The 22,696-nt window shown below is 67.8% G+C and carries 17 protein-coding genes; 4 read left to right on the forward strand and 13 right to left on the reverse strand.

Annotation, left to right across the window (positions count from 1 at the left end; translation table 11 throughout):
* Positions 1-111: 111 nt before the first annotated feature.
* The 3 genes from OVA13_RS00890 to OVA13_RS00900 form a co-directional block, all read right to left on the reverse strand.
* A complete protein-coding gene (locus tag OVA13_RS00890) occupies positions 112-861 on the reverse strand; it encodes a tetratricopeptide repeat protein (RefSeq protein WP_267791967.1) in 750 nt (249 codons plus the stop codon).
* 138 nt (positions 862-999) lie between these two features.
* Positions 1,000-3,558: a TonB-dependent receptor plug domain-containing protein gene (locus tag OVA13_RS00895; protein ID WP_267791968.1), complete on the reverse strand. Its 2,559-nt coding sequence runs from the start codon at positions 3,556-3,558 to the stop codon at positions 1,000-1,002.
* 316 nt (positions 3,559-3,874) lie between these two features.
* Entirely contained in the window at positions 3,875-5,326 is a 1,452-nt protein-coding gene (locus OVA13_RS00900; RefSeq protein ID WP_267791969.1) for a MocR-like transcription factor YczR, read from the reverse strand.
* Between the two features lie 60 nt (positions 5,327-5,386).
* On the opposite strand from OVA13_RS00900, the gene OVA13_RS00905 reads away from it, so the two are divergent.
* Positions 5,387-6,079, forward strand: a complete 693-nt coding sequence (locus OVA13_RS00905; protein ID WP_267791970.1) for a membrane protein YczE — start codon at positions 5,387-5,389, stop codon at positions 6,077-6,079.
* Positions 6,079-6,912: a PhzF family protein gene (locus OVA13_RS00910; protein WP_267791971.1), complete on the forward strand. Its 834-nt coding sequence runs from the start codon at positions 6,079-6,081 to the stop codon at positions 6,910-6,912. The genes OVA13_RS00905 and OVA13_RS00910 overlap by 1 nt, the downstream gene beginning before the upstream one ends.
* A gap of 109 nt (positions 6,913-7,021) precedes the next feature.
* Here the strand turns inward: OVA13_RS00910 and OVA13_RS00915 are convergent, their stop codons facing one another.
* The 4 genes from OVA13_RS00915 to OVA13_RS00930 all read right to left on the reverse strand — a co-directional run bounded on the left by OVA13_RS00915 (position 7,022) and on the right by OVA13_RS00930 (position 13,084).
* The gene (locus OVA13_RS00915; protein ID WP_267791972.1) at positions 7,022-7,981 is read right to left on the reverse strand and encodes an acetyl-CoA carboxylase carboxyltransferase subunit alpha; all 960 of its coding nucleotides are present in this window, start codon (positions 7,979-7,981) and stop codon (positions 7,022-7,024) included.
* Positions 7,982-8,089: 108 nt separating this feature from the next.
* Positions 8,090-11,647 carry a DNA polymerase III subunit alpha gene (dnaE, locus tag OVA13_RS00920; protein WP_267791973.1) on the reverse strand — a complete coding sequence of 1,186 codons (3,558 nt, stop codon included), beginning with the start codon at positions 11,645-11,647 and terminating at the stop codon, positions 8,090-8,092.
* A 188-nt stretch (positions 11,648-11,835) separates the two neighbouring features.
* Positions 11,836-12,234: a hypothetical protein gene (locus OVA13_RS00925; RefSeq protein ID WP_267791974.1), complete on the reverse strand. Its 399-nt coding sequence runs from the start codon at positions 12,232-12,234 to the stop codon at positions 11,836-11,838.
* A 193-nt stretch (positions 12,235-12,427) separates the two neighbouring features.
* Positions 12,428-13,084 (reverse strand): DUF1232 domain-containing protein, encoded by a 657-nt coding sequence (locus OVA13_RS00930; RefSeq protein WP_267791975.1) that lies wholly within the window; start codon positions 13,082-13,084, stop codon positions 12,428-12,430.
* A gap of 139 nt (positions 13,085-13,223) precedes the next feature.
* Here OVA13_RS00930 and OVA13_RS00935 point away from each other — a divergent pair, with 139 nt between their 5' ends.
* The gene (locus tag OVA13_RS00935) at positions 13,224-15,401 is read left to right on the forward strand and encodes a tetratricopeptide repeat protein (protein ID WP_267791976.1); all 2,178 of its coding nucleotides are present in this window, start codon (positions 13,224-13,226) and stop codon (positions 15,399-15,401) included.
* A 56-nt stretch (positions 15,402-15,457) separates the two neighbouring features.
* Positions 15,458-15,976 carry a hypothetical protein gene (locus OVA13_RS00940; protein WP_267791977.1) on the forward strand — a complete coding sequence of 173 codons (519 nt, stop codon included), beginning with the start codon at positions 15,458-15,460 and terminating at the stop codon, positions 15,974-15,976.
* Here OVA13_RS00940 and rnhB read toward each other — a convergent pair.
* The 6 genes from rnhB to bamA all read right to left on the reverse strand — a co-directional run bounded on the left by rnhB (position 15,973) and on the right by bamA (position 22,646).
* Entirely contained in the window at positions 15,973-16,587 is a 615-nt protein-coding gene (rnhB, locus tag OVA13_RS00945; protein WP_267791978.1) for a ribonuclease HII, read from the reverse strand. The genes OVA13_RS00940 and rnhB overlap by 4 nt on opposite strands.
* The gene (lpxB, locus tag OVA13_RS00950) at positions 16,584-17,783 is read right to left on the reverse strand and encodes a lipid-A-disaccharide synthase (RefSeq protein WP_267791979.1); all 1,200 of its coding nucleotides are present in this window, start codon (positions 17,781-17,783) and stop codon (positions 16,584-16,586) included. The genes rnhB and lpxB overlap by 4 nt, the downstream gene beginning before the upstream one ends.
* Positions 17,780-18,568 (reverse strand): acyl-ACP--UDP-N-acetylglucosamine O-acyltransferase, encoded by a 789-nt coding sequence (gene lpxA, locus OVA13_RS00955; RefSeq protein WP_267791980.1) that lies wholly within the window; start codon positions 18,566-18,568, stop codon positions 17,780-17,782. Before lpxA ends, lpxB begins: the two co-directional genes overlap by 4 nt.
* A complete protein-coding gene (fabZ, locus tag OVA13_RS00960; protein WP_267791981.1) occupies positions 18,565-19,029 on the reverse strand; it encodes a 3-hydroxyacyl-ACP dehydratase FabZ in 465 nt (154 codons plus the stop codon). Before fabZ ends, lpxA begins: the two co-directional genes overlap by 4 nt.
* 2 nt (positions 19,030-19,031) lie before the next feature.
* Positions 19,032-20,048: a UDP-3-O-(3-hydroxymyristoyl)glucosamine N-acyltransferase gene (gene lpxD, locus OVA13_RS00965; protein ID WP_267791982.1), complete on the reverse strand. Its 1,017-nt coding sequence runs from the start codon at positions 20,046-20,048 to the stop codon at positions 19,032-19,034.
* A 117-nt stretch (positions 20,049-20,165) separates the two neighbouring features.
* On the reverse strand, positions 20,166-22,646 hold the full coding sequence (gene bamA / locus OVA13_RS00970; RefSeq protein ID WP_267791983.1) for an outer membrane protein assembly factor BamA: 2,481 nt from the start codon (positions 22,644-22,646) through the stop codon (positions 20,166-20,168).
* Between the last annotated feature and the right edge of the window lie 50 nt (positions 22,647-22,696).

Below are 22,696 nucleotides of genomic sequence, written 5' to 3' on the forward strand. Positions count from 1 at the left end.
CGGCGTGGGGCAGGGTGCCGGAGCGATCCGGCAGCGCCATCCTGACGGCAGCGCACGGCCTGCGCCTTGATCGTGATCAACGGCGCCCCACCGCCATCGCGGACGCGGCCGCTAGGCGGGGAGGCTTGCCAGTTCGCGCCGGGCCACCTCGATCCAGTCGCGCTGTTCGCGCTGGTAGTACCGTGGGGCAGCGTCGGAGCGGGTGATGATCTCCTGGAATACCTGGCGCGCCCGCGCGGCATCGCCGGTGCGCCGCAGCAGCAGACCGAAACGCGCCCGGGCTTCCTCGCCCGGGTAACCCTGCACGACTGCTTCGTATTCCTGGACGGCCGCGGCGGTGTCGCCCGTGTCTTCCACGGTGCGCGCATAAAGCAGGTGGCCATCGCTGGAACGGAACCCGGGATTGGCCTTGATCAGCGCATCCAGCGTGTCGCGGACCTGCTGCGATTCCCCCAGCCCGAACTGCGATTTCGCCAGGCCCAGCATCAGGTCCGGGTCGGTCGCATACAGGCCTTTCAGCGACTGCTGGTAGAGCTCGACCGCTTGCGCATAGTCGCCGCTGCGCAGGCTTTCCTCCGCCAGCCGGCGACGGTTCTCGGGCGTATCGGCGGCCTGCAGCAGGCGCGCGGCATCGCGCTTGTCGCGCTCGGGATCCAGGCGGTTGCGCACGCCGCGCACGGTGCGTCGGGCCGAGGGGTTGTGGCGCAGGTCGGGCAGGATCTCGGCGATGAAATAGGTCAGCACCGCGATATAGGAGAAGAGCAGCAGGATGAAGACCCAGTACAACGGGCGTCCGGTACGGACGACATGCACGCAGCAGGCGACCTGCAGCACGATGGAGAGGATGAAGACGGGACTCATGCGTGGGCGGCTCGAGGACAAGATGGCGGGCGGGCGGTGGCCCCTGCCAAGCTTCCTTCATCCGCGTGCGCCGCGCCAGATCTTGCTGCGGCGCCCCATGCAGAGCGGCCACCCGAAGGTGGCCGCCTGATCCGCAACTCAGAACTTCCAGCCTACGCGTGCGTAGTAGAAGCCACCGTTGAAACCGTACGGCGAGTGCACCGGATACTGCGCACCCGCAATGCCACCCCACGGGTTGTCGTCCGGCACTTCGTCGAACAGGTTCTGCGCGCCCACGTTGACATACAGGCCCGAGGCGAACTTCCAGCCCACCTCCGCATCCACGATGACCTTGCTGTCTTCGTAGATCGGCAGGCCGCCGTCGGCGGCCGAGATCACGCCGCTGTCCAGGTGGTCCTCGTACCACGAGCCGTAGTAGGCCACGCGCAGGTTGGCGTGGAAGACTTCGCGCTGGTGGTTGACGCTGAAGTAGCCCTTGGTCGTCGGCAGCGATTCCTCGATCTTGTACACGCGCGCTTCGTTGATGAAGTTGGCGTCGTAGCGGTCCACTTCGGTCTTGTTCCAGTTCGCCGCCAGCGAATACGTCGTGTCGCCCCCGAAGTGCTCGGTCTGGAGGCTGGCCACCACGTCCAGGCCGGTGGTGGTCGTGTCGAAGGCGTTGCCGAAGTAGGTCACCGACGTCAGCGAAGCCGCTTCCGGATTGCCCGAGGCCACCAGGGCGGCACGTTCGGCATCGGTCAGCTCGAAGCTGGTACTCAGCGCGATGCGGTCTTCCACCTTGATCTGGTAACCGTCCACCGTGACCAGCCAGTCACCGCTGTCCCACACCATGCCCAGCGACACGCTCTTCGAGTCTTCCGGCGTCAGCGCGCGTGCGCCTTTCAGCTGTGCGATCGGGTTGGTCGGCGGCAGCGTGGCGATGTCGATCAGCGCATTGCCTTCGAAGGCGGTGGTGATCTGGCTGATGTTGGCCTGGCCCGGCGTCGGCGCACGGAAGCCGGTGTTGACGGCGCCGCGCAGGGCGAAGGTCTCGCTGACATCGAAGCGGCCGGTCAGCTTGCCGTTGGTGGTGCTGCCGAAGTCTTCAAAATCTTCATGGCGAATAGCGGCGGCCAGCATGAACTGCTCGGTGAACTGCGCCTCCAGGTCCAGGTACACCGCCCAGTTGCTGCGGTCCCACTCGCCGGCGGTACGCGGGCTGAAGCCGTTGAAGCCGTTCGAGCCCAGCGCGAAGCCCTGCTGGGTCAGCGGGCCGATGGCGGTGGAAGCCGCGTCGCCGCCCTTCACCTCGAAGCTTTCCTCACGCCATTCCGCACCGGCCGACATGCGCAACGGTTCGGCGGTGAACGAGGTCTCGAAGTCACGACCGGTATCGAAGTTCACGCCCTTCTCGGTCTGCGTGTTGCCGCCCGGATGGAAGCGCAGGCCTTCCGGCTGCGCCGCGCCGAGCGAGGCGTTGACCGTGTTGTAGATGACGAAGTCGATGTCGTTGCGGCCGTAGGTCGCGCTGACATCCCAATGCCATGCGTCGCCCCACATGCCCTTCACGCCGCCCACCACCGACATGTCTTCCAGCGAGCCGCCGAAGCGCGGCGTGAAGCCGCCTGGCAGCGTGGACAGGAAAGTGAAGCAGTTGGCCGGCAGCGCGCCCACCGCCGTGCTGACCGTGCTGTAGGGGATCAGGTTGCCGTTCGCATCGCGCAGGGCGATGGTTGGGCAGCCGCCGGCCCCGGTGGTGTCGCCGATCAGCAGCGTTTCGCCGCCGTCGTTGGAGTACACGCCGGAACGCGCGGTCGGGTCGCGGAAGTAGAACCCGCCATCCACTTCGCGCTGCGCGTAATTGCCGAACAGGTAGACATCCACGCTGTCGCCGCTGATGCCCAGGTTGGCGACGAACTTGAAGTCGTCCTCCACCTTCGGCGAACCCCAGATCTGTGCCGGCTCCGGCACGCCCGGATAGCCCGCCGCGATGGCGGCCGCCGCGTCGTCGCGCTGCACGCTGCGCGAGGTGTCATCGGCTTCGCGCCATTCGGCGGTCAGCGTGGCGAAGCCGCGCGAGGTCAGCGGCAGGCCGATCTGCGCGGAGTACTGCGTGGTGAAGCCGTCGCCTTCGTAATACTGGCCGGCGAAGACCTCGGCCGTGCCGCCTTCGCTGATCTTCTTCAGGCCGAAGTTGATCACGCCGGCGATGGCATCGGAACCGTATTGCGCCGCCGCGCCGTCGCGCAGCACTTCCACCTGGTCAAGCGCCAGCGACGGGAACACCGAAAGATCCGGACCTTGCGAGCCGTCGGACAGGCCGTGGCCCAGGAAGGTGATGACGGCCGAGCGGTGGAAGCGCTTGCCGTTGACCAGCACCAGGGTGTTGTCCGGTGGCAGGCCACGCAGGTTGGCCGGACGGATCAGGCTGGCGGCGTCATCGATCGGGATGGTGCTGACGTTGAAGGAAGGCACCAGCACGCGCAGCTGGTCGAGCGCATCGGTCGCGCCCTGGTTGCGGAATTCTTCCGCGGTGATGATGTCGATGGGGACGGCGGACGAGGATACCGAGCGCGGCTGCGTGCGGCTGCCCAGCACGGACACCGTCTCCAGCGTGGCGGGGTCATCGGTCGTGGCCGGCGGGGTGGCCGGTGCTGCGGTCTGTGCGAGGGCCGTGTTGCCGGCCGACAGTACGGCGAGGGTCAGCGCCCATGTCACTGCGGAAGCCAGCCTGGTCTTTGAAACGCGTGCGCTTTTTTTCTCTCTCTGATTCATGCATACGCCCCTGGAAGTTGTGTGGTTGTACTGCTCTCTCTCTTCTCTCTCTCTCTGAGTGCGCAGCGGCCGTCACGGCATGCCGCGCTGCAACAACCATTAACAGGATTTAAACGTTCTAGCAATGAAAGAGTGATACGAGGCGCCAGACGGTTGAAGCCGGTCGCGTTTCTTCCATTCGGTGGGGATCGGGCGGGTATGGAAAGGCCTGCCGGTACGCACTCACGGCACGATAATGCGGGTTACTGAATTGCCCGGATCAGGCGATCAGGCGCCTTGAAGGCTCGCGCCGCCGCCTTGCTTCGGCCGCTTCGTCCGGCCACAAGGCAGCGATGCGCGTGATGGCATTGCGGAGGTCCTCTTCCGGCCTGGCGTAGGGAATGCGCAGCCAGTTGTCCGATCCCCCTTCCACGCTGAAGACGGGACCCGGCGCCAAGTGGATGCCGACATGTTCCATGTGCGCCGCCAGGCGCGTGGCGCTGCCATGCGGCATCTGCAGCCACAGGGTCAGGCCGCCGTCGGGCAACCTGAAACGCCAGCCTGGCAGGTGTTCGCGTACCGCCCCTGCCAACGCATCCCGGCGTTGCCGCAACTGCTGGCGTCGCAGCGCCAGCACGTCGCGGTCATCGAGCAACTCAGTGACGACCAACTGGTCGAACAGGGAACTGCCCAGGTCCATCTGCACGCGCGTGGCGACGATGCGGCCGACCAGCTCGCGCGGTGCGCGGATCCAGCCCACGCGCAAGCCGCCCCAGAACATCTTGGAGGCGCTGCCGATGGTGACCGCGTCCGTGGCGTGCGCGGCGAACGGCGCGGGCATCGGGTCTTCCGACAGGTGCGTCGGCTGCAGGGTTTCGTCGACGATGGCGATGGTGCGCGCTGCCCGCAATGCGCGGGCATATCGCGCGCGCTGGGCTTCGCCCATCAGGAATCCGGTGGGATTCTGGAAATCGGGGATCAGGTAGGCGAGATGCGGCGAGGTCTGCCGCAGCGTCGCTTCGATGCCGTCCATGTCCCAGCCGTCGTCCCCCAGCGCATTGGACAGCGGCGAGGTGATGAGGCGGGCACCCCCCAGTCGGAGCGCTTCGATCGCATTCGAATACACCGGCGATTCGATCATCACGCGATCGCCCGGGCGTGACAGGGCACGCGCGACGATGGCGATGGCCGACAGCGCGCCGGAGGTCACGATGATCTGCCCGGGCATGGTCGGCAACCCGCGCCGCGCGTATTCCTCCGCGATGCGGGCCTGCAGGCAGGGCAATCCCGAAGGCAGGTAGCCATCGCTGCCAAGGCAGGCCGGCAGGGCGGCGAGGGCGCGTTCGTACGCGGCGGCGACCCCGGGCGTTGCCGCGCCCGCGGCGCAGTTGAGGTCGATGGTGCCTTCAGCGGGCTGCCGGCTGCCCATGGCATGCAGCGCATGGTCGTGCGCGCGGCGCAGGTCGGGTGGCGACGCCGCATACGTTCCCGACCCTTGCCGGGCGGTGGCGAAGCCGCTGGCGATCAGGTCCGCATAGGCCCGCGTGGCCGTGTTGCGGGACACGCCCAGGGCGTCGGACACGCTGCGCTCACTGGGCAGGCGCGTGCCGATCGGGATGCGGCCATCCCCGATCAGTTCCTGCAGCGCCTGGCGCAGGCCACGGTAGGCCGGGGCGCGGCTGAAGCCTGCCACCAGCGTCGCCAGCCGGTCGGGAGCCAAGGATCGGTTCATGAGGCCACTATCGCATGATTGGCTCTATGCGGAAGAGCCAATTATCGGGATGGTAGCGCCATGAACACTCCCGTGAAATCGACGACGTCTCCGGCCGGGCTGGCCAACCTGGGGCCCTGGGCCCAATTGAAGGCCGGGCGGCTGCCCGAGCGTCTGCTGCGGCTGATGCTGGGCCTGTGGCTCTATGGCCTGGCCATCGCGCTGATGATTCGGGGGGGCCTGGGTGCCTCGCCCTGGGATGTCTTCCACCTTGGGCTCGCGCAGCACGCGCCGATCTCGTTCGGACTGGTCATGGTCGTGACCGCGGTGGGCGTACTGCTGGCGTGGATCCCGCTGCGCCAGATGCCGGGGCTGGGCACCGTGGCAAACACCCTGCTGCTGGGGCCGTTCGCCGACATGAACCTGGCACTCCTCGCCACGCCGGACCATCTGGCATTGCGCACCGGCTACATGCTGGGCGGCGTGCTGGTCTGCGCGCTGGCGACGGCGCTGTATGTCGGCGCACAACTGGGCCCGGGTCCGCGCGACGGGCTGATGACGGGCCTGGCGCGCCGGACCGGCTGGTCCATCCGCCGCGTCCGCACCGTCATCGAAGTCGCCGTGCTGGCCGTCGGCGTGCTGCTGGGCGGTACCGTGGGCGTCGGCACGGTGGTGTTCGCGCTGGGCGTGGGCCCGGCGACGCAGTTCTTCCTGCGCTATCTGGTCGTCAGGCTGGATGCGCCCACCCCTGCCGCACTCTCCGGAGACGCGTGATGAATACCTCCATCCAGCACTACAGCGCGTTCACCACCGATCCGCGCGGCGGCAACCCGGCGGGCGTGGTACTGGATGCGCGCGCGCTGGCCGACACCGACATGCAGCGGATCGCCGCGGACCTGGGCTATTCGGAAACCGCCTTCCTGCTGCTGCGCCCCGATGGCGAATTCGACATCCGCTATTTCAGTCCGCGTGCGGAGGTGAGCTTCTGCGGGCACGCCACCATCGCGGCGATGGTGGCGCATGCCGAGCGCCATGGCAGTGGCGAGCGCGTGCTGCACACACAGGCGGGCGAGGTGCGGGTGACGGTGGATGATGCCGGCATGGCCACGCTCACCAGCGTCGCGCCACGCGTGGTGCCGATGACGGACGACGCACTCGACCTGTCCCTCGCGGCACTGGATTGGCGCCGTGACGAACTCGATCCCGCATTGCCGCCCGCCGTTGCCTATGCGGGCGCCTGGCATCCAGTGATCGCCGCGGCCACGCGCGCGCGCCTGGCGCGGATGGACTACGCCTTCGACACGCTGGCCAGCCTGATGGCGCAGCACGGTTGGACGACGCTGGCGCTGGTCTGGCGCGAGAACGCGGGCACCTTCCATGCACGCAATCCGTTTCCGCCCGGTGGCGTGGTGGAGGATCCCGCCACCGGCGCCGCGGCCGCCGCGCTCGGTGCCTATCTCGCCGCGCGGGGAGCGCTGCCTGCGGAACGCTCGTTCGTCATCCTGCAGGGCGAGGACATGGGCCGGCCCAGCAGGTTGCAGGTGTCAGTGCCGGCGGACTCTGGCGCTGGCGTCCGGGTCAGCGGCACGGCGGTGGCGATCGCCTGAGCAGTCGCGACGCATGCGCGGGAAACGGCGCATCCTGTCGCGGAACGCCTGATGCGGAAACGCCGGGCGAGCCCGGCGTTTTCGTGCATTGCATGTCAGCGGTTTGCCTTCATGCCGCTTCGTAGGCCCCGTAACCGCGCAGGCGTGCGTAACGGCGCTTGAGCAGCTGGTCGACGGGCAGCTGTTCCAGCGCGTCCAGCTCGTTGAGCAGCACGGCTTTCAGGCGCGTCGCCATCTGCCGCGGGTTGCGGTGCGCGCCGCCGATGGGCTCGCGCACCACCTTGTCCACCAGGCCGAGCGACAGCAGCCGCTTCGCGGTCAGGCCCAGTTGCTCGGCCGCATCCTTGGCCTTGTCGGCCGACTTCCACAGGATGGACGCGCAGCCTTCCGGCGAGATCACCGAATAGGTGCCGTACTCCAGCATCAGCGTGCGGTCGCCGACGCCGATCGCCAGCGCGCCGCCGCTGCCGCCTTCGCCGATCACCGTGCAGATGACGGGGATTTTCAGCTCGGCCATTTCCATCAGGTTGCGTGCGATCGCTTCGGACTGGCCGCGTTCTTCCGCGCCCACGCCGGGGTACGCACCCGGGGTGTCGATGAAGGTCAGCAACGGCAGCTTGAAGCGCTCCGCCATCTTCATCAGGCGCAGCGCCTTGCGGTAGCCCTCGGGACGCGGCATGCCGAAGTTGCGGGCGATCTTGCTCTTGGTGTCGCGGCCTTTCTGGTGGCCGATGATCATCACGCTGCGGCCGTCGATGCGGCCCAGCCCGCCGACGATGGCGCTGTCGTCGGCATAGGCGCGGTCGCCGGCGAGTTCCTGGAACTCGTCGCAGAACACGCGGATGTAGTCCAGCGTGTACGGACGCGCCGGGTGGCGGGCCAGCTGCGAGACCTGCCACGGGCTCAGGTCGCGGAAGATCTGCGCGGTACGCACGCGCAGCTTGTCCTGCAGCGCGTGCACCTCGGCATCGACATTGACCGCCGGCCCGGTACTGGCGTTGCGCAGTTCCTGGATCTTGGCTTCCAGATCGGCGATGGGCTGTTCGAAATCGAGGTAGTTCGGATTCATCTGCGGGCCATGGGCCGGAAAGGGGGAAAGTGTAGCCGAAGCCGCTCCGCGGTCACGTACGGGGGGGTAGGGCCGTGACGGCGCGCACGCGCGGGTCCGGCCCGCGCCTCAACTGGTCCAGGGACGGTGGAACGCCGGCTTGGCGGTACGCACGCCGGGTAGGGCACGCAGCGCGTCCAGCAGTTCGGTATCCACGCGCACGGCCTTCTGTCCGTTGAGATCGAGCATGCCCGCGATCGGACTGTTGCCGGCATCCATCAGCAGGTCCACGCGCAAGGGCGTGCCGCCCGGGCGGTGCTTGGCCATCAGCGCGTCCACGCGTTCCCACAGGCCGGGCACGCGCAGGTCCAGCCGCAGCTGCAGGCGTTGCGCGTGGTGCTGGCACAGCTGCGCGTAGTCCCACACCTGGCGGATGCGCAGGCTGAAGCCGCCGCTGAATTCGTCCTCGCGCAGGCCACCCTTGATCACCAGGATGCGGTCGCGCGTGAGCAGTGGGCCGAACTCGGCCAGCGCATCGGAGAACGCGCTGCATTCGATGCGCCCGCGGCCGTCTTCCAGCTGCACGAAGACCTGGCTGTCGCCCTTGCGGCGCACGCCGATCACCTGGCCGGCGACCACCGCGCCCACTTCGGGGCGCCAGCCCTTCTTTTCGCCCACCGGTTGCGAGGCCCAGATGCGGTCCAGGTCGCCCAAGTCGGTGCCCACCAGCGAACGCAGGTCCTCGCGGTACGGATCCATCGGGTGACCGCTGAGGTAATGGCCCAGCGTTTCGCGTTCGCCATGCAGCTTCTGCGACAGCGGCCACTCGTCGGTTTCCTGCAGCTCGACGTGGATGTCGTCGGTGCCGCCGCTGGAACCGAACATGTCGACGATGCCCGCATTGCGGTTCTTGCTGAGCTGGTCGACGGCCTTCAGCACTTCCGGCAGCTGCAGCGCGAGCGAGGCGCGGTTCGCGCCCAGCGCATCCAGTGCACCGGCGTTGATCAGCGCCTCCAGCGCCCGCTTGTTGAGCTTGGAGGAATCGACGCGCTTGCAGAAGTCCAGCAGGTCGCGGAACGGGCCTCCGCTGCGGCGCGCGGCGACGACGGCCTCGCAGACGCCCTGGCCCACGCCCTTCACCGCACCCAGCCCGTAGCAGATGGTCCGCGCGTCGTTGGCCACGAACATGAAATCCGAATGGTTCACGTCCGGCGGCAGCATGGTCAGGCCCAGCCCGCGCGCTTCGTCGAGGAAGCCCACCACCTTTTCGGTCTTGTCCATGTCCGACGACAGCGTGGCGGCCATGAACTCGGACGGGTAGTGCTTCTTCAGCCAGGCGGTCTGGTAGGCGACCAGCGAATACGCGGCGGCGTGCGACTTGTTGAAGCCATAGCCGGCGAACTTCTCCATCAGGTCGAAGATTTCGTCGGCCTTGCGTTCGCTCACGCCGTCCTTGCCGGCGCCCTCGCGGAAGATCTCGCGGTGCTTGGCCATTTCGGCCGGCACCTTCTTGCCCATCGCGCGGCGCAGCAGGTCGGCGCCGCCCAGCGAGTAACCGCCGACGATCTGCGCCATCTGCATGACCTGCTCCTGGTAGACCATGATGCCGTAGGTCTCCTTGAGCATGATCTCGGTGCGCGGATCGGGGTACTGGAACTCCTCGCGCCCGTGCTTGCGCTCGACGAACGACGGGATCATGTCCATCGGGCCGGGACGGTACAGGGCGTTCAGCGCGATCAGGTCCTCGAACCGGTCCGGCTTGGCTTCCTTCAGCGCGCGGCGCATGCCCGAGGATTCGAACTGGAACACCGAGCCGGTGTTGCCGTTGGCGAAGATGTCGCGGTAGACGCTGGCATCGTCCAGCGGGATGGTGGCGATGTCGATCGGCTCCAGCCCGGTCTCCGCGCGGCGCGCGTTGATGGCCTTCACCGCCCAGTCGATGATGGTCAGCGTGCGCAGGCCCAGGAAGTCGAACTTCACCAGGCCGACCGCTTCCACGTCGTCCTTGTCGAACTGCGTGACCGGTGACTTGCCGCGTCCGCCTTCGTCGTGTTCGGCGTACAGCGGGCAGAAGTCCGACAGCGGCGACGGCGCGATCACCACGCCGCCCGCGTGCTTGCCGGCGTTGCGGGTGAGGTCTTCCAGCTGGCGCGCCAGGTCGATCAGGTCGCGGACATCGTCTTCGCTGTTGTAGCGTTCGATCAGCTCCTGCGAGGCCATCTCGCTGCTGCCTTCGCCCATCGCATCGCGCAGCGACACGCCCAGGATGTTGGGGATCAGCTTGGCGACGCCGTCGACCAGGCCGTAGGGGAAGCCGAGCACGCGGCCGGAGTCGCGCACCACGGCTTTCGCCGCCATGGTGCCGTAGGTGATGATCTGGCTGACGCGGTCGCGGCCGTACTTGGCGGCGACGTACTCGATGACTTCGTCGCGCCTGTCCATGCAGAAGTCGATGTCGAAGTCGGGCATCGACACGCGTTCGGGATTCAGGAAGCGCTCGAACAGCAACCCGTACGGCAGCGGGTCCAGGTCGGTGATCTGCAATGCCCAGGCGACCAGCGAGCCGGCACCGGAACCGCGGCCGGGACCGATGGGAATGCCATGGCTTTTGCCCCACTGGATGAAGTCGGCCACGATCAGGAAGTAGCCCGGGAACCCCATCTTGCAGATGGTGTCGAGTTCGAAATCCAGGCGCTTCTCGTAATCCTCGCGTGTGTGGCCGGGCGCCAGCGGATTCTTCTCGAGCCGTTTCGCGAGGCCCGCGTGCGACTGGCTGCGGATCCAGCTGTCCAGGGTTTCGTTGCTGGGTACCGGATAGGCGGGTAGGGCGTATTCGCCCAGTTTCAGTTCGATGTTGCAGCGCTGCGCCAGCGCCAGCGTGTTGTCGATCGCATCCGGCACGTCGGCGAACAGGGCGGCCATCTGCTCGGCCGACTTCATGTACTGCTCGGCGCTGTAGTCGCGCGGGCGCTTGGGGTCGTCAAGCACGCGCCCGGAGGAAATGCACACGCGCGCCTCGTGCGCCTCGAAACCATCGGGCGACAGGAAGCGGACGTCGTTGCTGGCGATCACCGGCAGGCTGCGCGCGGCGGACGCATGCAGGGCGAAGGCGTTGAAGGCTTCTTCGCCATCGCGCTGCGTGCGCGTCAGTTCCAGGTGCAGGTCGTCGCCGAAGCAGCGCTGCCAGTCGGCCAGGTGCTGTTCGGCCAGGTCGTGCCGTCCGCCCAGCGCCAGGCGGCCGGCCATGCTGGTGCGTCCGACGATGGCGAACAGGCCTTCATGGTCGGCCCGCAGCCATTCCGGATCGATGGCCACGCCGTCGGTGCGGTGGCCTTCCATCCAGGCGCGCGTCAGCAGGCGCGACAGCGACAGGTAGCCGGTGCGGTCGCGGCACAGCAGCGTCATCTGCCAGGGCGACTCGTTGCCTTCGACGATGCTGATGTCGGCGCCGGCGATGGGCTTCACGCCTACGCTTTCGGCAGCCTTGTAGAACTTGACCAGCGCGAACAGGTTGTTGCGGTCGGTGACGGCCAGCGCCGGCATGCCCAGTTCGACCGCGCGGCTCAGCACATTGGGCAGCTTGGCCTTTTTCGGGTCGGCCTGATCCGGCTTCTCGGGCACGCGGATGATGGAATCCGCCAACGAGAATTCGGTGTGCAGGTGGAGGTGAACGAAACGGGGAGACATGCCGACTCGGAATACTGTCGGGCCAGCGTAACGGCGGGGGTGGGGAGGGGCAAGGCTTGACATTGCCCCGGGCCGCGCAAAGCCCCGCGGTACGCAAAAAAAGAGCCGCCCCGGGGGGCGGCATTGGGGAAATCCCGAGGGCTCGGGTCGGGTACGGTGGGCGCGCCGGCGGGGCGCGCCCGGGTGTGTCAGTGGATGCGGAACAACGGACTGGGTTCGGGCACGTAGCTGCCGTCGCGCGCCTGGCGGTGGTGCGCGTGCAGGGCGGCCTCGGCAAGGCGCGAGACCTCCCAGTCGGCGCGGGTGTAATGCAGGTCGCGACGATCGCAGCCGCGCAGCTGTGCCTCCAGGTTGCCCAGCCGGCGGTAGTCCAGGTAGCTGGCGGTTTCGTCGGCCAGCAGCGTCCAGCTGGCTTCGTCGATGAAGCTTCCCTGCTGGTGCAGCTGGGCGACGATGCGCTCCAGGCGCGCGCGCAAGACCGGGTCGCTGCTCCAGTCACGGTCGGCCAGCATGCAGCGCAGCAGCTGCAGGCGTTCGCCGCCGATGGCGTGGGAAGGCGCTTCGTGCGGGGACGTTCGTTCGGGCATGGAGCGTGATGCGGATGACAGGGGAATGGACATGGAACACCTCACGGGGGATGGGGAGATCCCGACCTCCTTGCCGGTGGGATGCGGGATCATGGTGCCGGGTTGAACCCGCGTGCACGCCTGCTGGAAGCCACCGTGACCATGGACAGGGTGCCCCTGTCCACCCGATCGATGGCCGGCAAGGTGCCTTCGCTCAATGCACGCGGAAGCGGTCTGCTTCCACCGGTGCGTAACTGCCTTCGCGTACGTGGCGCCGGTGCGCGTTCAGTGCGGCTTCGTGCCGACGGGCGGCTTCCCACGCTTCGCGGCTGAAGGGCAGTTCCTGCGGGGCGCACCCGCGCAGGCAGGCCTCGAGCGTGCGCAGGCGCTGGAAGTCGCGGTAGCTGGCCACTTCGCGTGCCAGCGTGGGCCAGGCGGCTTCCACCACGATGGCGTCGTCCAGCCGGCCGACGCGCGGCAGCCAGTCCGGGATCAGGTCCTGCGGGTCGCCGGCATAGTCCAGCACCAGTTGCGCGCAGTCGGCGGCGTCGTTGGCGGCCTCCCACGCGGTGTCCCGGACCATCGCGGCGACCGATTCGAGCCGCGCAATGCGTTGGGCAATACATTCGGGCGCCGTGTCGCCCCCCGGCGCGGCCAGCTGCCGGGCGGCGGTGACCACCTGGTCCATCGCCAGCGGACCCTGGCGGCGCCCCAGCCGCGCCAGCAAGCGGTTGAAACGGTCCAGATCCACCGAGTTCAGGCGGTAGTGGCCGATGCTCTTGCGACGGCGCAGCAGGCTGAAGGCCGGCACCGAGTCCAGGATGGACGGCAGCGGGAAGGTCGGGTTCTGGATGTTCTGCAGGGTGTTCATGGTGTGCTCCAGGGAAGGAAGGGCGCCGCAATGCCGGCGCGCGGTCAGGTTCCCGGCAACGCACCCGCCGGTCATGAGGCAAGCGCGATCTTTCCGTCCCTGTTGTCTGATTCCATGAGGCAATCATGAGGAAGTGGCGATGAAGCCGGCGAATGACGGCCACGCCCCCGACAACGGCGCGGAGAACGGGCGTTACTGTTTCGACGGCGTGGTGGTCGACGAGGCCGCGCACACGGTGGTGCGCGACGGCCAGCCGCAGCCGCTGGAGCCGAAGGCATTCGCCGTGCTGCTGGCACTGGTCAGGCGCCCCGGCGAGCTACTGCCGCGCGATGAGCTGCTGGACAGCGTGTGGGGCCACCGGCACGTCACCCCGGGCGTGTTGACGCGCGCCATCGCCCAGCTGCGCAGCGCACTGGACGATGACTCGCAGCATCCGCGCTACATCCAGACCCAGCATGCCTTGGGCTATCGCTTCATCGGGTCGCTGCGGCCGGAGCGTCCTGCCGCGGAGGCAGCGCCCGCAGAGACGCACGACGCCGCCGGCAGCGACACGCCGCCGGTCGCCGCTGCCGTCGATCCCGACACGATCCGGCCGGCGACGGGGGAGGTGGCCGCACATCCCCCACGCCCGCGCTTGCGGCGCTGGCCCGCCTGGCTGGCAGCGGTCGTGTTGCTGGCCGTCGTGGTGCTCGGCTGGAAAGCATGGCGTCCGCCGGCGTCGACCGTGCCGCCTGCGGCCCCGTCGATTGCCGTGATGCCGTTCACCAGCGTCAGCGACAACCCGCAGGACACCTACTTCGCCGAAGGACTGGCGGTGGAAATGCACGACGCGCTGGCCAGCGTGCCTGGCTTGACCGTGGCCGCCCGCCTGCGCGACCCGGATGCATTCCAGCGCTCCGACGTGAAGGCGATCGGCAAGGCGATGGGCGTGGCGACGCTGCTGGATGCCACCGTGCGCCGCGATGGCGACCGCATCCGCGTCAACGCACGCCTTTCCGACACCGCCACCGGCGACACGGTGTGGAACCACCATTACGACCGCGCCATCACCGACGTGTTCAGCACGCAGAGCGAAATCGCCGAACAGGTGGTGCGGTCGCTGCTGGGCGCGCTGCCGGACATGAAGCGCGGCCTCGCCACCCGGCTGGCACCCACCCGCAACCTGGCGGCGTTCGATGCGTACCTGCGCGGACTGCACGCGCTGCAGGGAAGCGCCGGCAAACCGGATTCGGAAGGCGCCATCGGCTACTTCAACCAGGCGCTGGTGGCGGACAGCGGGTTCGCACGCGCGCAGGTGGGCCTGTGCCGTTCGCAGTTGTCGCGCTTCCGCATCCTGCGCGATGCAGAGGCGTTCAATCTCGCGAACGAAGCATGCCTGAAGGTGCGCGCGATGGATCCCGCCGAGGGCGAAGTGAACCTCGCCCTCGGCGACCTGCAGCGCGTGCAGGGCAACGGCAAGCAGGCCATCGCGCTTTACCGCAAGGCGGAGGAAGATCCGTCACTGCGCCCCGAGGCCAGCCTTGGCATGGGGCTGGCGTATGCGGAACTGGGCGACAGGGAACGTGCGGTCGAATACCTGGAGCGCGCCATCGCACTCCGTCCCGGCAACGCGAGCGCCTACAGCGAACTGGGCTACCTGCGTTACCTCAACGACGACGTGCCCGGAGCCATCGCCGCGTACGAGCAGGCCACGCTGCTGCGCCCGAGCTCCGCAGGCCTGTGGAGCACGCTGGGCGCGCTCTATTTCTACATGGAGGATCTGCCGGCCGCCGACCGCGCGCTGGACCGCTCCATGAAGATCGAGCCGACCGACGGCGCGCTGAACAACCTGGGCACGCTGCGCTTCCACCAGGGCGACCATGCGGGGGCGGCGGAGATGTTCCTGCGCGCCACGCGGCTCAGCGCGGGGGATTTCCTGATCTGGGGCAACCTGGGCGATGCGCTGCGCGCGGACCCCGCGACCGTGGGTGAATCGCGTGCGGCCTATCTGAAGGCCGCGACGATGGCGCAGCCTTACCTGGAACTCAAACCCAGCGACGCGCGCGCGACGGCATCGCTGGCATGGTACAGCGCGAACCTGGGCGAGGACGCGCGCGCCCGCGAACTGCTGGCACGCGCCGAGGCGCTGGGCACCGAACGCGCCGAAGTGGCGCTGCTCAATGCGCAGACCTTGATGCAACTCGGAGACGCGGCGGGTTCGCAGGAGCGACTGATGACCGCGCGCGATGCGGACATCAAGGAAATCCGCATACGCAGCAACGCATCGCTGTCACCGGCACCCGCCCCGGCGCTGCCGCGGCAGCCCGGCAAACGTTGAATCAGACAGGGGGCGACCTTCTGTCCCACGGAACGGGACCCAACCTGGAGCATGTCATGACAACCGAATCAGACCTTCGAGCCACGGGACCACTGGATGAGAATCCAATCGGGCTGCTCGACAATCCCGGCGATCAGATGTTGTGCCTGTTGATCCGGGTCGCGGCAACGCCACACGGACTGGTAGCGATTCCAAACCCGGCCACGGTGGCCATGGACGACAGAGTCTTATGGGTAGCCGACCCGGGCGTGGGACCTTTCAAGATCGGCATGGAGGCTGAGGACCTGCTCGAAGTACGGGGGGCCGATCACGTCGACGCCGATTCGCCCATGCCGTTTTCCGCCCTGGCGGCAGGCAGGGACACGTCGGCCGTCGCGGGACTGCCGAATGTGTGGCGCTCCGGTGCCAGTCACGTGGTCGGCGGATGGCCCACGCGCCCTGCGGAAATGCTGCGCTACCGGTTGTGGGAAGCCGGCAGCGACACCCCGGGGGCTGTCATGACGCTGTTCGTCACCAATGGGCGCCGCGAGCTTTTTGGTGCCAGTGGCACCGTAAGACCCAACGATCCGTTCTAGACGGGACCGCTCGCGTTCTGCCAGTCACGCACCGGCGCGAAGCTGCGCCGGTGCTGCACGCACGGGCCGTGCTGCGCCAACGCAGCAAGATGGGCCGGCGTGGGGTAGCCCTTGTGCACGGCAAAGCCGTACATCGGGAATGCGTCATGCATCGCGACCATCGCGCGGTCGCGCGAGACCTTCGCCAGGATCGACGCGGCCATGATCGCCGGATCAAGGCGGTCGCCGCCCACCAGCGTTTCGGCGGCGCAGCGCAGGCCTTTCGGCGCACGGTTGCCATCGATGCGCGCCAGTTCCGCAGCGGGCTGCAGGCCGGCGATGGCGCGCCGCATGCCTTCCAGCGTGGCCTGCAGGATGTTCAGTTCGTCGATCTCGCGTGGCTCCACGAATTCCACGCGCCATGCCAGCGCCCGCTCGATGATGATCGGGAAGAGCGCTTCGCGCCTGGCTTCACTGAGTTTCTTGGAATCATCCAGCCCCACGATGGGGCGTTGCGGGTCCAGGATCACCGCCGCCACCGACACGGGCCCGGCCAGTGGACCGCGTCCGGCCTCGTCGACACCGGCCACGCGTTGGAACGCCGGCGCGGGAAACAGGCTGCCGCTCTTCATCGTCCGACCAGTTCCGACACCGCGTCCGCGGCGCTCGACGAGGCATCCTGCCGGAGTGCTTCATGCAGGCGCAGGTATGTGGGCTGCAGCGCGGCAACGGCGTCGGGATGCCGGAACCACTGCAGCACCGCCTGGCCGAGCCGGTCAGGCGTGCAGTCGTCCTGCATCAGTTCCGGCGCCAGGTCCTCGCCCGCCAGCACGTTGGGCAGCGCGTAGCGCTCCACCTTCAGCATGCCCAGGCCCTTCACGATGCGATAGGTCAGCGGGGCGATGCGGTAGCCCACCACCATGGGGCGCTTGCACAGCATGGTTTCCAGCGTGGCGGTGCCCGATGCCAGCAGCACCACGTCGCTGGCGATCAGGGCATCACGCGCCTGTCCGTCGAGCAGCCGGCAACGCGGCAGCGTGTATCGTGGATCGGCCAGCAGGGTTGCCAGCGCCGCGCGGCACGCTGCATTGGCGGCAGGGATCACCACCTGCAGGCCGGGAATCTCTGCCGCCACCTGCCGTGCCGCCTCGAGGAAGGCTGGCGCCAGTCGATGGATCTCGCCGAGCCGGCTGCCGGGAAGGACGGCAAGCACGGGGGCTTCTTGGGCTAATGCCAACGTAGCGCGCGCCGCGGCGCGATCCGGTTGCAGCGGAATCTCGTCTGCCATCGGATGGCCGACGAATCGCGCATCCACGTGATGGCGCGCATAGATCGGAGGTTCCATCGGGAACAGGCACAGCACGCGGTCGGCGCTGTTGCCGATCTTCTCGGCGCGCTTCTCCCGCCACGCCCACACCGAGGGGCTCACGTAGTGGACGGTGCGGATGCCGCGCTGCTTCAGCCAGCGTTCCACGCCCAGGTTGAAGTCGGGTGCGTCGATACCGATGAACACATCCGGCTGCCAGTCAAGCACGCGCTGGCGGAAGGTCCTGCGCAGTGCCAGCAGTCGCGGCAGATGGCGCAGCACTTCGGCCAGGCCCATCACCGCCAGCTCGCCCGCGTCGAACCAGGTATCGCAACCGGCCGCGCGCATCGCGTCGCCGCCGATGCCCGCGAAGCGCGCCTGTGGGTAGCGCTTGCGCAGTTCGTCGATCAGGCCCGCCCCCAGTGCGTCGCCGGAGGATTCACCGGCCACCAGCGCGATGCGGACCACGCGATCGTCCGGCGCGAAGGGAGTCGGGGCGGGCTCCCTGACGATGGTCGTCACCGTTGCAACGGCCTTTCGCCGCTCTCGATGAAGTGCAGCAGGGCGCGCACGTCCTCGCTGGCCTGCGCCTGTTCGGCCAGCTGCTGCTTGGCTTCCGCCAGCGGCAGGCCGGCAACGTAAAGCGTGCGGTACGCGCGCTTGATGGCGCTGATGCGGTCGGCATCGAAACCGCGGCGCTTCAGGCCTTCGCTGTTGATGCCGCGCGGCCGGCCGGACGCTTCACCCGCCACCATCGTGAACGGCGGCACGTCGCCACTCAGCAGCACGCCCATGCCGATGAAGGCATGCGCACCGATGCGGCAGAACTGGTGCACGCCGGCAAAGCCGCTCATGATCACCCAATCCTCCACGGTCACGTGGCCGGCCAGCGTGGCGTTGTTGGAGAACACGCAGTGGTTGCCAACCTGGCAGTCGTGGGCGACATGGGTGTAGGCCAGCAGCATGTTGTCGCTGCCGATCCGGGTGATGCCGCCGCCGGTGGCGGTGCCGCGATTCAGCGTGACGAACTCGCGTACCTGGTTGCGGTCACCGATGACCAGCTCGACGCGCTCGCCCTTGAACTTCTTGTCCTGCGGATCGCCGCCGATGGCGGCATGGCCGACGAAGTGGTTGTCGCGGCCGATGCGGGTGGGGCCGGTGATGCTGCAGTGGGGCCCGATGAGGGTGCCGTCACCGATTTCGACCTCCGCGCCGATATGCGCGAACGGACCCACGCGCACGCCTTCGCCGAGGCGCGCGCCGGGATCGACGACGGCACTGGGATGGATGAGCGTGGAAGGATTCATGCGTCGGTCTTCGGGGTTTCGGCGCACAGCACGTCCGCCGTGGCCACTTCCTTGCCATCCACCTTGGCGACGCAGGTGTACAGCGTCATGTTGCGGATGACGCGCTTGATGTCCACGTGCAGTTCCAGCACATCGCCCGGCACCACCATGCGCGAGAAGCGCACGTTGTCCACCTTCACCAGGTAGAACAGCCGGTCGCCGTTGCAGAGGCCGCGCGACACCTGGGTCAGCACGCCGCCGGCCTGCGCCAGCGCCTCGATCACCAGCACGCCGGGCATGACGGGATGGCCGGGGAAGTGGCCCTGGAAGAACGGTTCGTTGATGGTGACGTTCTTGTGCGCGACGATGCGCTTGTGCGGTTCGAACTCGACCACCTTGTCCACCAGCAGGAACGGATAGCGGTGCGGCAGCACGCGCTGGATGGTGGCGATGTCGATGGTCTGCGGTACGTTTTCGGTCATGTTCATTCCTTGTCCGCCGCCAGCACGCGGCGGGCGAGCGTATCGAGTTGCTTGAAACGGGCGGCGTTCTTGCGCCACGTCCGGTTGTCGGTGAGCGGCGTGCCCGAGGAGTACTCGCCGGGCTCGGTGATGGAACTGGTCACCAGCGACATGGCGGTGATCACCACGCGGTCGCAGATCTCCAGGTGGCCCAGCACGCCCGCCGCGCCGCCGATCAGGCAGTAACGGCCGATGCGCGCGCTGCCCGCCACGGCGCTGCATCCCGCCATGGCCGTATGCGCGCCGACGCGCACGTTGTGGCCGATCTGGATCTGGTTGTCGAGGCGGACGTCTTCTTCCAGCACCGTGTCGTCGAGTGCGCCACGGTCGATGGTGGTGTTGGCGCCGATCTCGCAATCGTCGCCGATCACCACGCCGCCGAGCTGCGGCACCTTGATCCAGTGCCCACTGTCCATGGCCAGTCCGAATCCGTCGGCGCCGATCACCGCGCCGGGGTGGATGAGTACGCGACGGCCCACGCGCACGCGCGTGACCAGCGTGATGCGTGCGATCAGTTCGCTGCCGTCACCGACCTCGCAGTGATCGCCGATCACGCAGCCCGGCCCGATGATGCAGCCATCGCCGATGGTGGCGTGTGCGCCGACGGTGACGAACGGGCCGATGTGGGCGCCAGCCGCGATGCGCGCCGTGGGATCGATCACCGCACTGGGATGGATCCCCGCTTCGCGCACGGGCTTGATGTCGAACAGCGCGGCCATCTTGGCGAACGCGGTATAGGGGTCCTTGGCGATCAGCACGGCCCCCGGCGCCGCATCCGCATCTTCGGCACGCAGCACGACCAGCGTGGCCTGGCTGTCGGCCAGTTGGCCGCGGTAGCGGGAATTGGCCAGGAAGGCGAGTTGGCCTGCCTCGGCGCGCGCCAGGGTGGCGACGCCGCCGATGCGCAGCGTGCCGTCGCCGCGCAGCGTCAGCCCGAAACGCTCGGCAAGTTCGTCGGCTGAGAAGGTGGGGGTGGTCATAAGGCGCGTAGTTTAGCGCCTGCCGCCGCGGGGTTGCCGGGTGGGCGATCCAGGGACCCAAAACATACGGGGGGCTATGGAAGCCCCCCGTATCGTGTCACGCCCTTTCGGACGGGATCAGAACGCGCCGCCGAAGGTGAACTGCAGGCGTTCGATTTCGTCGCCGTCTTCCTTCTTGATCGGGAAGGCGTAGCTGATCGAGATCGGGCCCACCGGTGCGCGCCACAGCAGCGCCACGCCCGTGGAGGCACGCAGCTCGCCGGCATCGAAGTTGTCCACGCCGTCGAACACGTTGCCGAAGTCGAAGAAGGCCGACACGCGCGCCGCGTTGGAATCGAACAGCTTCGGGAAGATCAGCTCGACCGATCCGGTGGTCTTCAGCGAACCACCCAGCGGCTGGCCTTCGTAACCGCCGATGATCTCCGAGCGCGGGCCCAGCGTGTTGTCGCGGAAACCACGCACGGAACGCACGCCGCCGGCGTAGAAGTTCTCGAAGAAGGGCAGGCCGGTGGCGGTCAGGGTGCGGTCGATCGTCCCGCCGTCCGCGCAGGTCGGGTTGCTGCCGCCGGTCGCCGGATAGGTCTGGCCCGGGATCATCGGGTCCGAACCGTTGGCGCGGCAGATATAGCGGACCTGGTCAGAGCCGTAGCTGTCGCCGTAACCGATTTCGGCGCGCGTATTGAGCACGAACGCCGGGCTCAGCGACCAGTACTTGGAGAACTCGTAGTTGAGCTTGTAGTACTCGACCGTCGAGCCGGGCAGGGCGACTTCCGCCGACACGCGCTGGTACATGCCGCCGGTGGGCATGAAGAAGTGGTTGCGCGTGTCGCGCGCCCAGCCCAGTTCCGCGCGCCAGGCGTGGAAGGTGCGCTGGCCGACGGCATCGATGTAGTCGATGATCGACTGCGGCGTGGAGCCGGGGAAGGTCAGGATCTCGTTGCTGTCGATGCCGAACAGCAGCGACACGGTGTCGTTCTCGGTGATCGGCAGGCCCAGCACGCCCTGCGCCGCGGCGCTGGTGGTGGAGTACTGCGCGGTGTTGAAGTCCGAATAGTCGAACTCGCGCCACCACAGGTTGTAGCCCAGCGACATGCCTTCGTCGGTGAAGAACGGATTGGTGAAGGAGAACGAGTAACGCTGCAGGTAGTCGCTGCGCTGGGCTTCGACCGAGACGCGGTTGCCGCCGCCCAGGAAGTTGTTCTGCGACAGCTGGATCGAGGTGGTCAGGCCGGACAGCTGCGAATAACCCAGGCCGAACACGAAGCTGCCGGAGGTGGTTTCCTTGACGTTGAAGACCACGTCCACCTGGTCGCTGGTGCCGGGCACGGCGGGCGTTTCCACGTCCACCGTCTCGAAGTAGCCCAGCCGGTTGAGGCGGATCTTGGAGCGGTCGACGGCCGCCTGCGAGAACCAGCTGCCTTCGAACTGGCGCATCTCGCGGCGCAGCACTTCGTCCGACGTGCGCGTGTTGCCCTTGAAGACGATGCGGCGCACGTTGACGCGCGGACCGGGCACCACCTGCAGGTTGATCGCCACCGTGCGGTTCTCGCGGTCGATGGTCGGGATGGGGTTCACCTGCGCGAAGGCATGGCCGATGTTGCCCAGCGTGGCGGTGATGGCATCGGAGGTCAGCTCCAGCAGCACGCGCGAGAAGGTCTGGTCCTTCTTCACGATGACCAGCTTCTCGATCTCTTCCTTCGGCAGCACCGTGTCGCCGCTGACCTTCACGTCGGAGATCTTGTAGATCTCGCCTTCGGTGATGCCCGCGGTGATGAACATGTCGCGCTTGTCGGGGCTGATCGACACCTGGGTGGAGTCGATGGCGAAGTCCACGTAGCCGCGGTCGAGGTAGAAGGAGTTCAGGCGCTCGATGTCGCCGGACAGCTTTTCCTTCGAGTACTGGTCATCGCGGCGGTACCAGGACAGCCAGCTGGTCTCCTTGGATTCCCAGCCTTCCAGGATGTCCTCGGTGGGGAACTTCTCGGCGCCCACCACGTTGACGTGGCGGATCTTGGCGGCCTTGCCTTCCTTCACCGCGATGGTCACGTCGACGCGGTTGCGGTCCAGCTGGCTGACCGTGGGCGTGATCTCGACGTTGTACTTGCCGCGGTTGTTGTACTGGCGGGTCAGTTCCTGGGTGACGCGGTCCAGGCTGAGGCGGTCGAAGGTCTCGCCTTCGGCCAGGCCGATGTCCTTCAGGCCTTTCAGCAGGTCATCGGTCTTGATGTCCTTGTTGCCGGTCAGCGTCAGCTTGTTGATGGCCGGGCGCTCGGTGACCGTCACCACCAGGATGCTGCCCTGGCGGTCGAGCTTCACGTCCTCGAAGAAGCCGGTCTTGTACAGCGCGCGGATCGACTCCACGACGGTGCTCTGGGTGACGGTGTCGCCCCGCTCGATCGGCAGGTAGGTCAGCACGGTGCCGGCGGAAATGCGCTGCAGGCCGTCGATGCGGATGTCGGTGGCGGTGAACGCCTCGTTGCTGAGCGGTGCGGCCGCGGCGGGGGCCGGGGCCGGCTCCGTCGTCTGCGCGAGTGCCGGCATGGCGATGGCCGAGGCCAGGGCGAGGGCAAGCAGGCGGCGGGAGGGCAGTCGCGTCATCATCACATCCGATTGGGGTCGTTCCTGCAAGGCAGGGGTTTGCCGGGAAA

Origin of the sequence: Pseudoxanthomonas sp. SL93 (assembly GCF_026625825.1) — a bacterium.
Classification (GTDB): domain Bacteria; phylum Pseudomonadota; class Gammaproteobacteria; order Xanthomonadales; family Xanthomonadaceae; genus Pseudoxanthomonas_A.

Coding starts and splice junctions, on each gene's coding strand:
- OVA13_RS00890 (WP_267791967.1), bottom strand. CDS start 861: ATGAGTCCCGTCTTCATCCTCTCCATCGTGCTGCAGGTCGCCTGCTGC.
- OVA13_RS00900 (WP_267791969.1), bottom strand. CDS start 5,326: ATGAACCGATCCTTGGCTCCCGACCGGCTGGCGACGCTGGTGGCAGGC.
- OVA13_RS00905 (WP_267791970.1), top strand. CDS start 5,387: ATGAACACTCCCGTGAAATCGACGACGTCTCCGGCCGGGCTGGCCAAC.
- OVA13_RS00910 (WP_267791971.1), top strand. CDS start 6,079: ATGAATACCTCCATCCAGCACTACAGCGCGTTCACCACCGATCCGCGC.
- OVA13_RS00915 (WP_267791972.1), bottom strand. CDS start 7,981: ATGAATCCGAACTACCTCGATTTCGAACAGCCCATCGCCGATCTGGAA.
- dnaE (WP_267791973.1), bottom strand. CDS start 11,647: ATGTCTCCCCGTTTCGTTCACCTCCACCTGCACACCGAATTCTCGTTG.
- OVA13_RS00925 (WP_267791974.1), bottom strand. CDS start 12,234: ATGCCCGAACGAACGTCCCCGCACGAAGCGCCTTCCCACGCCATCGGC.
- OVA13_RS00930 (WP_267791975.1), bottom strand. CDS start 13,084: ATGAACACCCTGCAGAACATCCAGAACCCGACCTTCCCGCTGCCGTCC.
- OVA13_RS00935 (WP_267791976.1), top strand. CDS start 13,224: ATGAAGCCGGCGAATGACGGCCACGCCCCCGACAACGGCGCGGAGAAC.
- OVA13_RS00940 (WP_267791977.1), top strand. CDS start 15,458: ATGACAACCGAATCAGACCTTCGAGCCACGGGACCACTGGATGAGAAT.
- rnhB (WP_267791978.1), bottom strand. CDS start 16,587: ATGAAGAGCGGCAGCCTGTTTCCCGCGCCGGCGTTCCAACGCGTGGCC.
- lpxA (WP_267791980.1), bottom strand. CDS start 18,568: ATGAATCCTTCCACGCTCATCCATCCCAGTGCCGTCGTCGATCCCGGC.
- fabZ (WP_267791981.1), bottom strand. CDS start 19,029: ATGACCGAAAACGTACCGCAGACCATCGACATCGCCACCATCCAGCGC.
- lpxD (WP_267791982.1), bottom strand. CDS start 20,048: ATGACCACCCCCACCTTCTCAGCCGACGAACTTGCCGAGCGTTTCGGG.
- bamA (WP_267791983.1), bottom strand. CDS start 22,646: ATGACGCGACTGCCCTCCCGCCGCCTGCTTGCCCTCGCCCTGGCCTCG.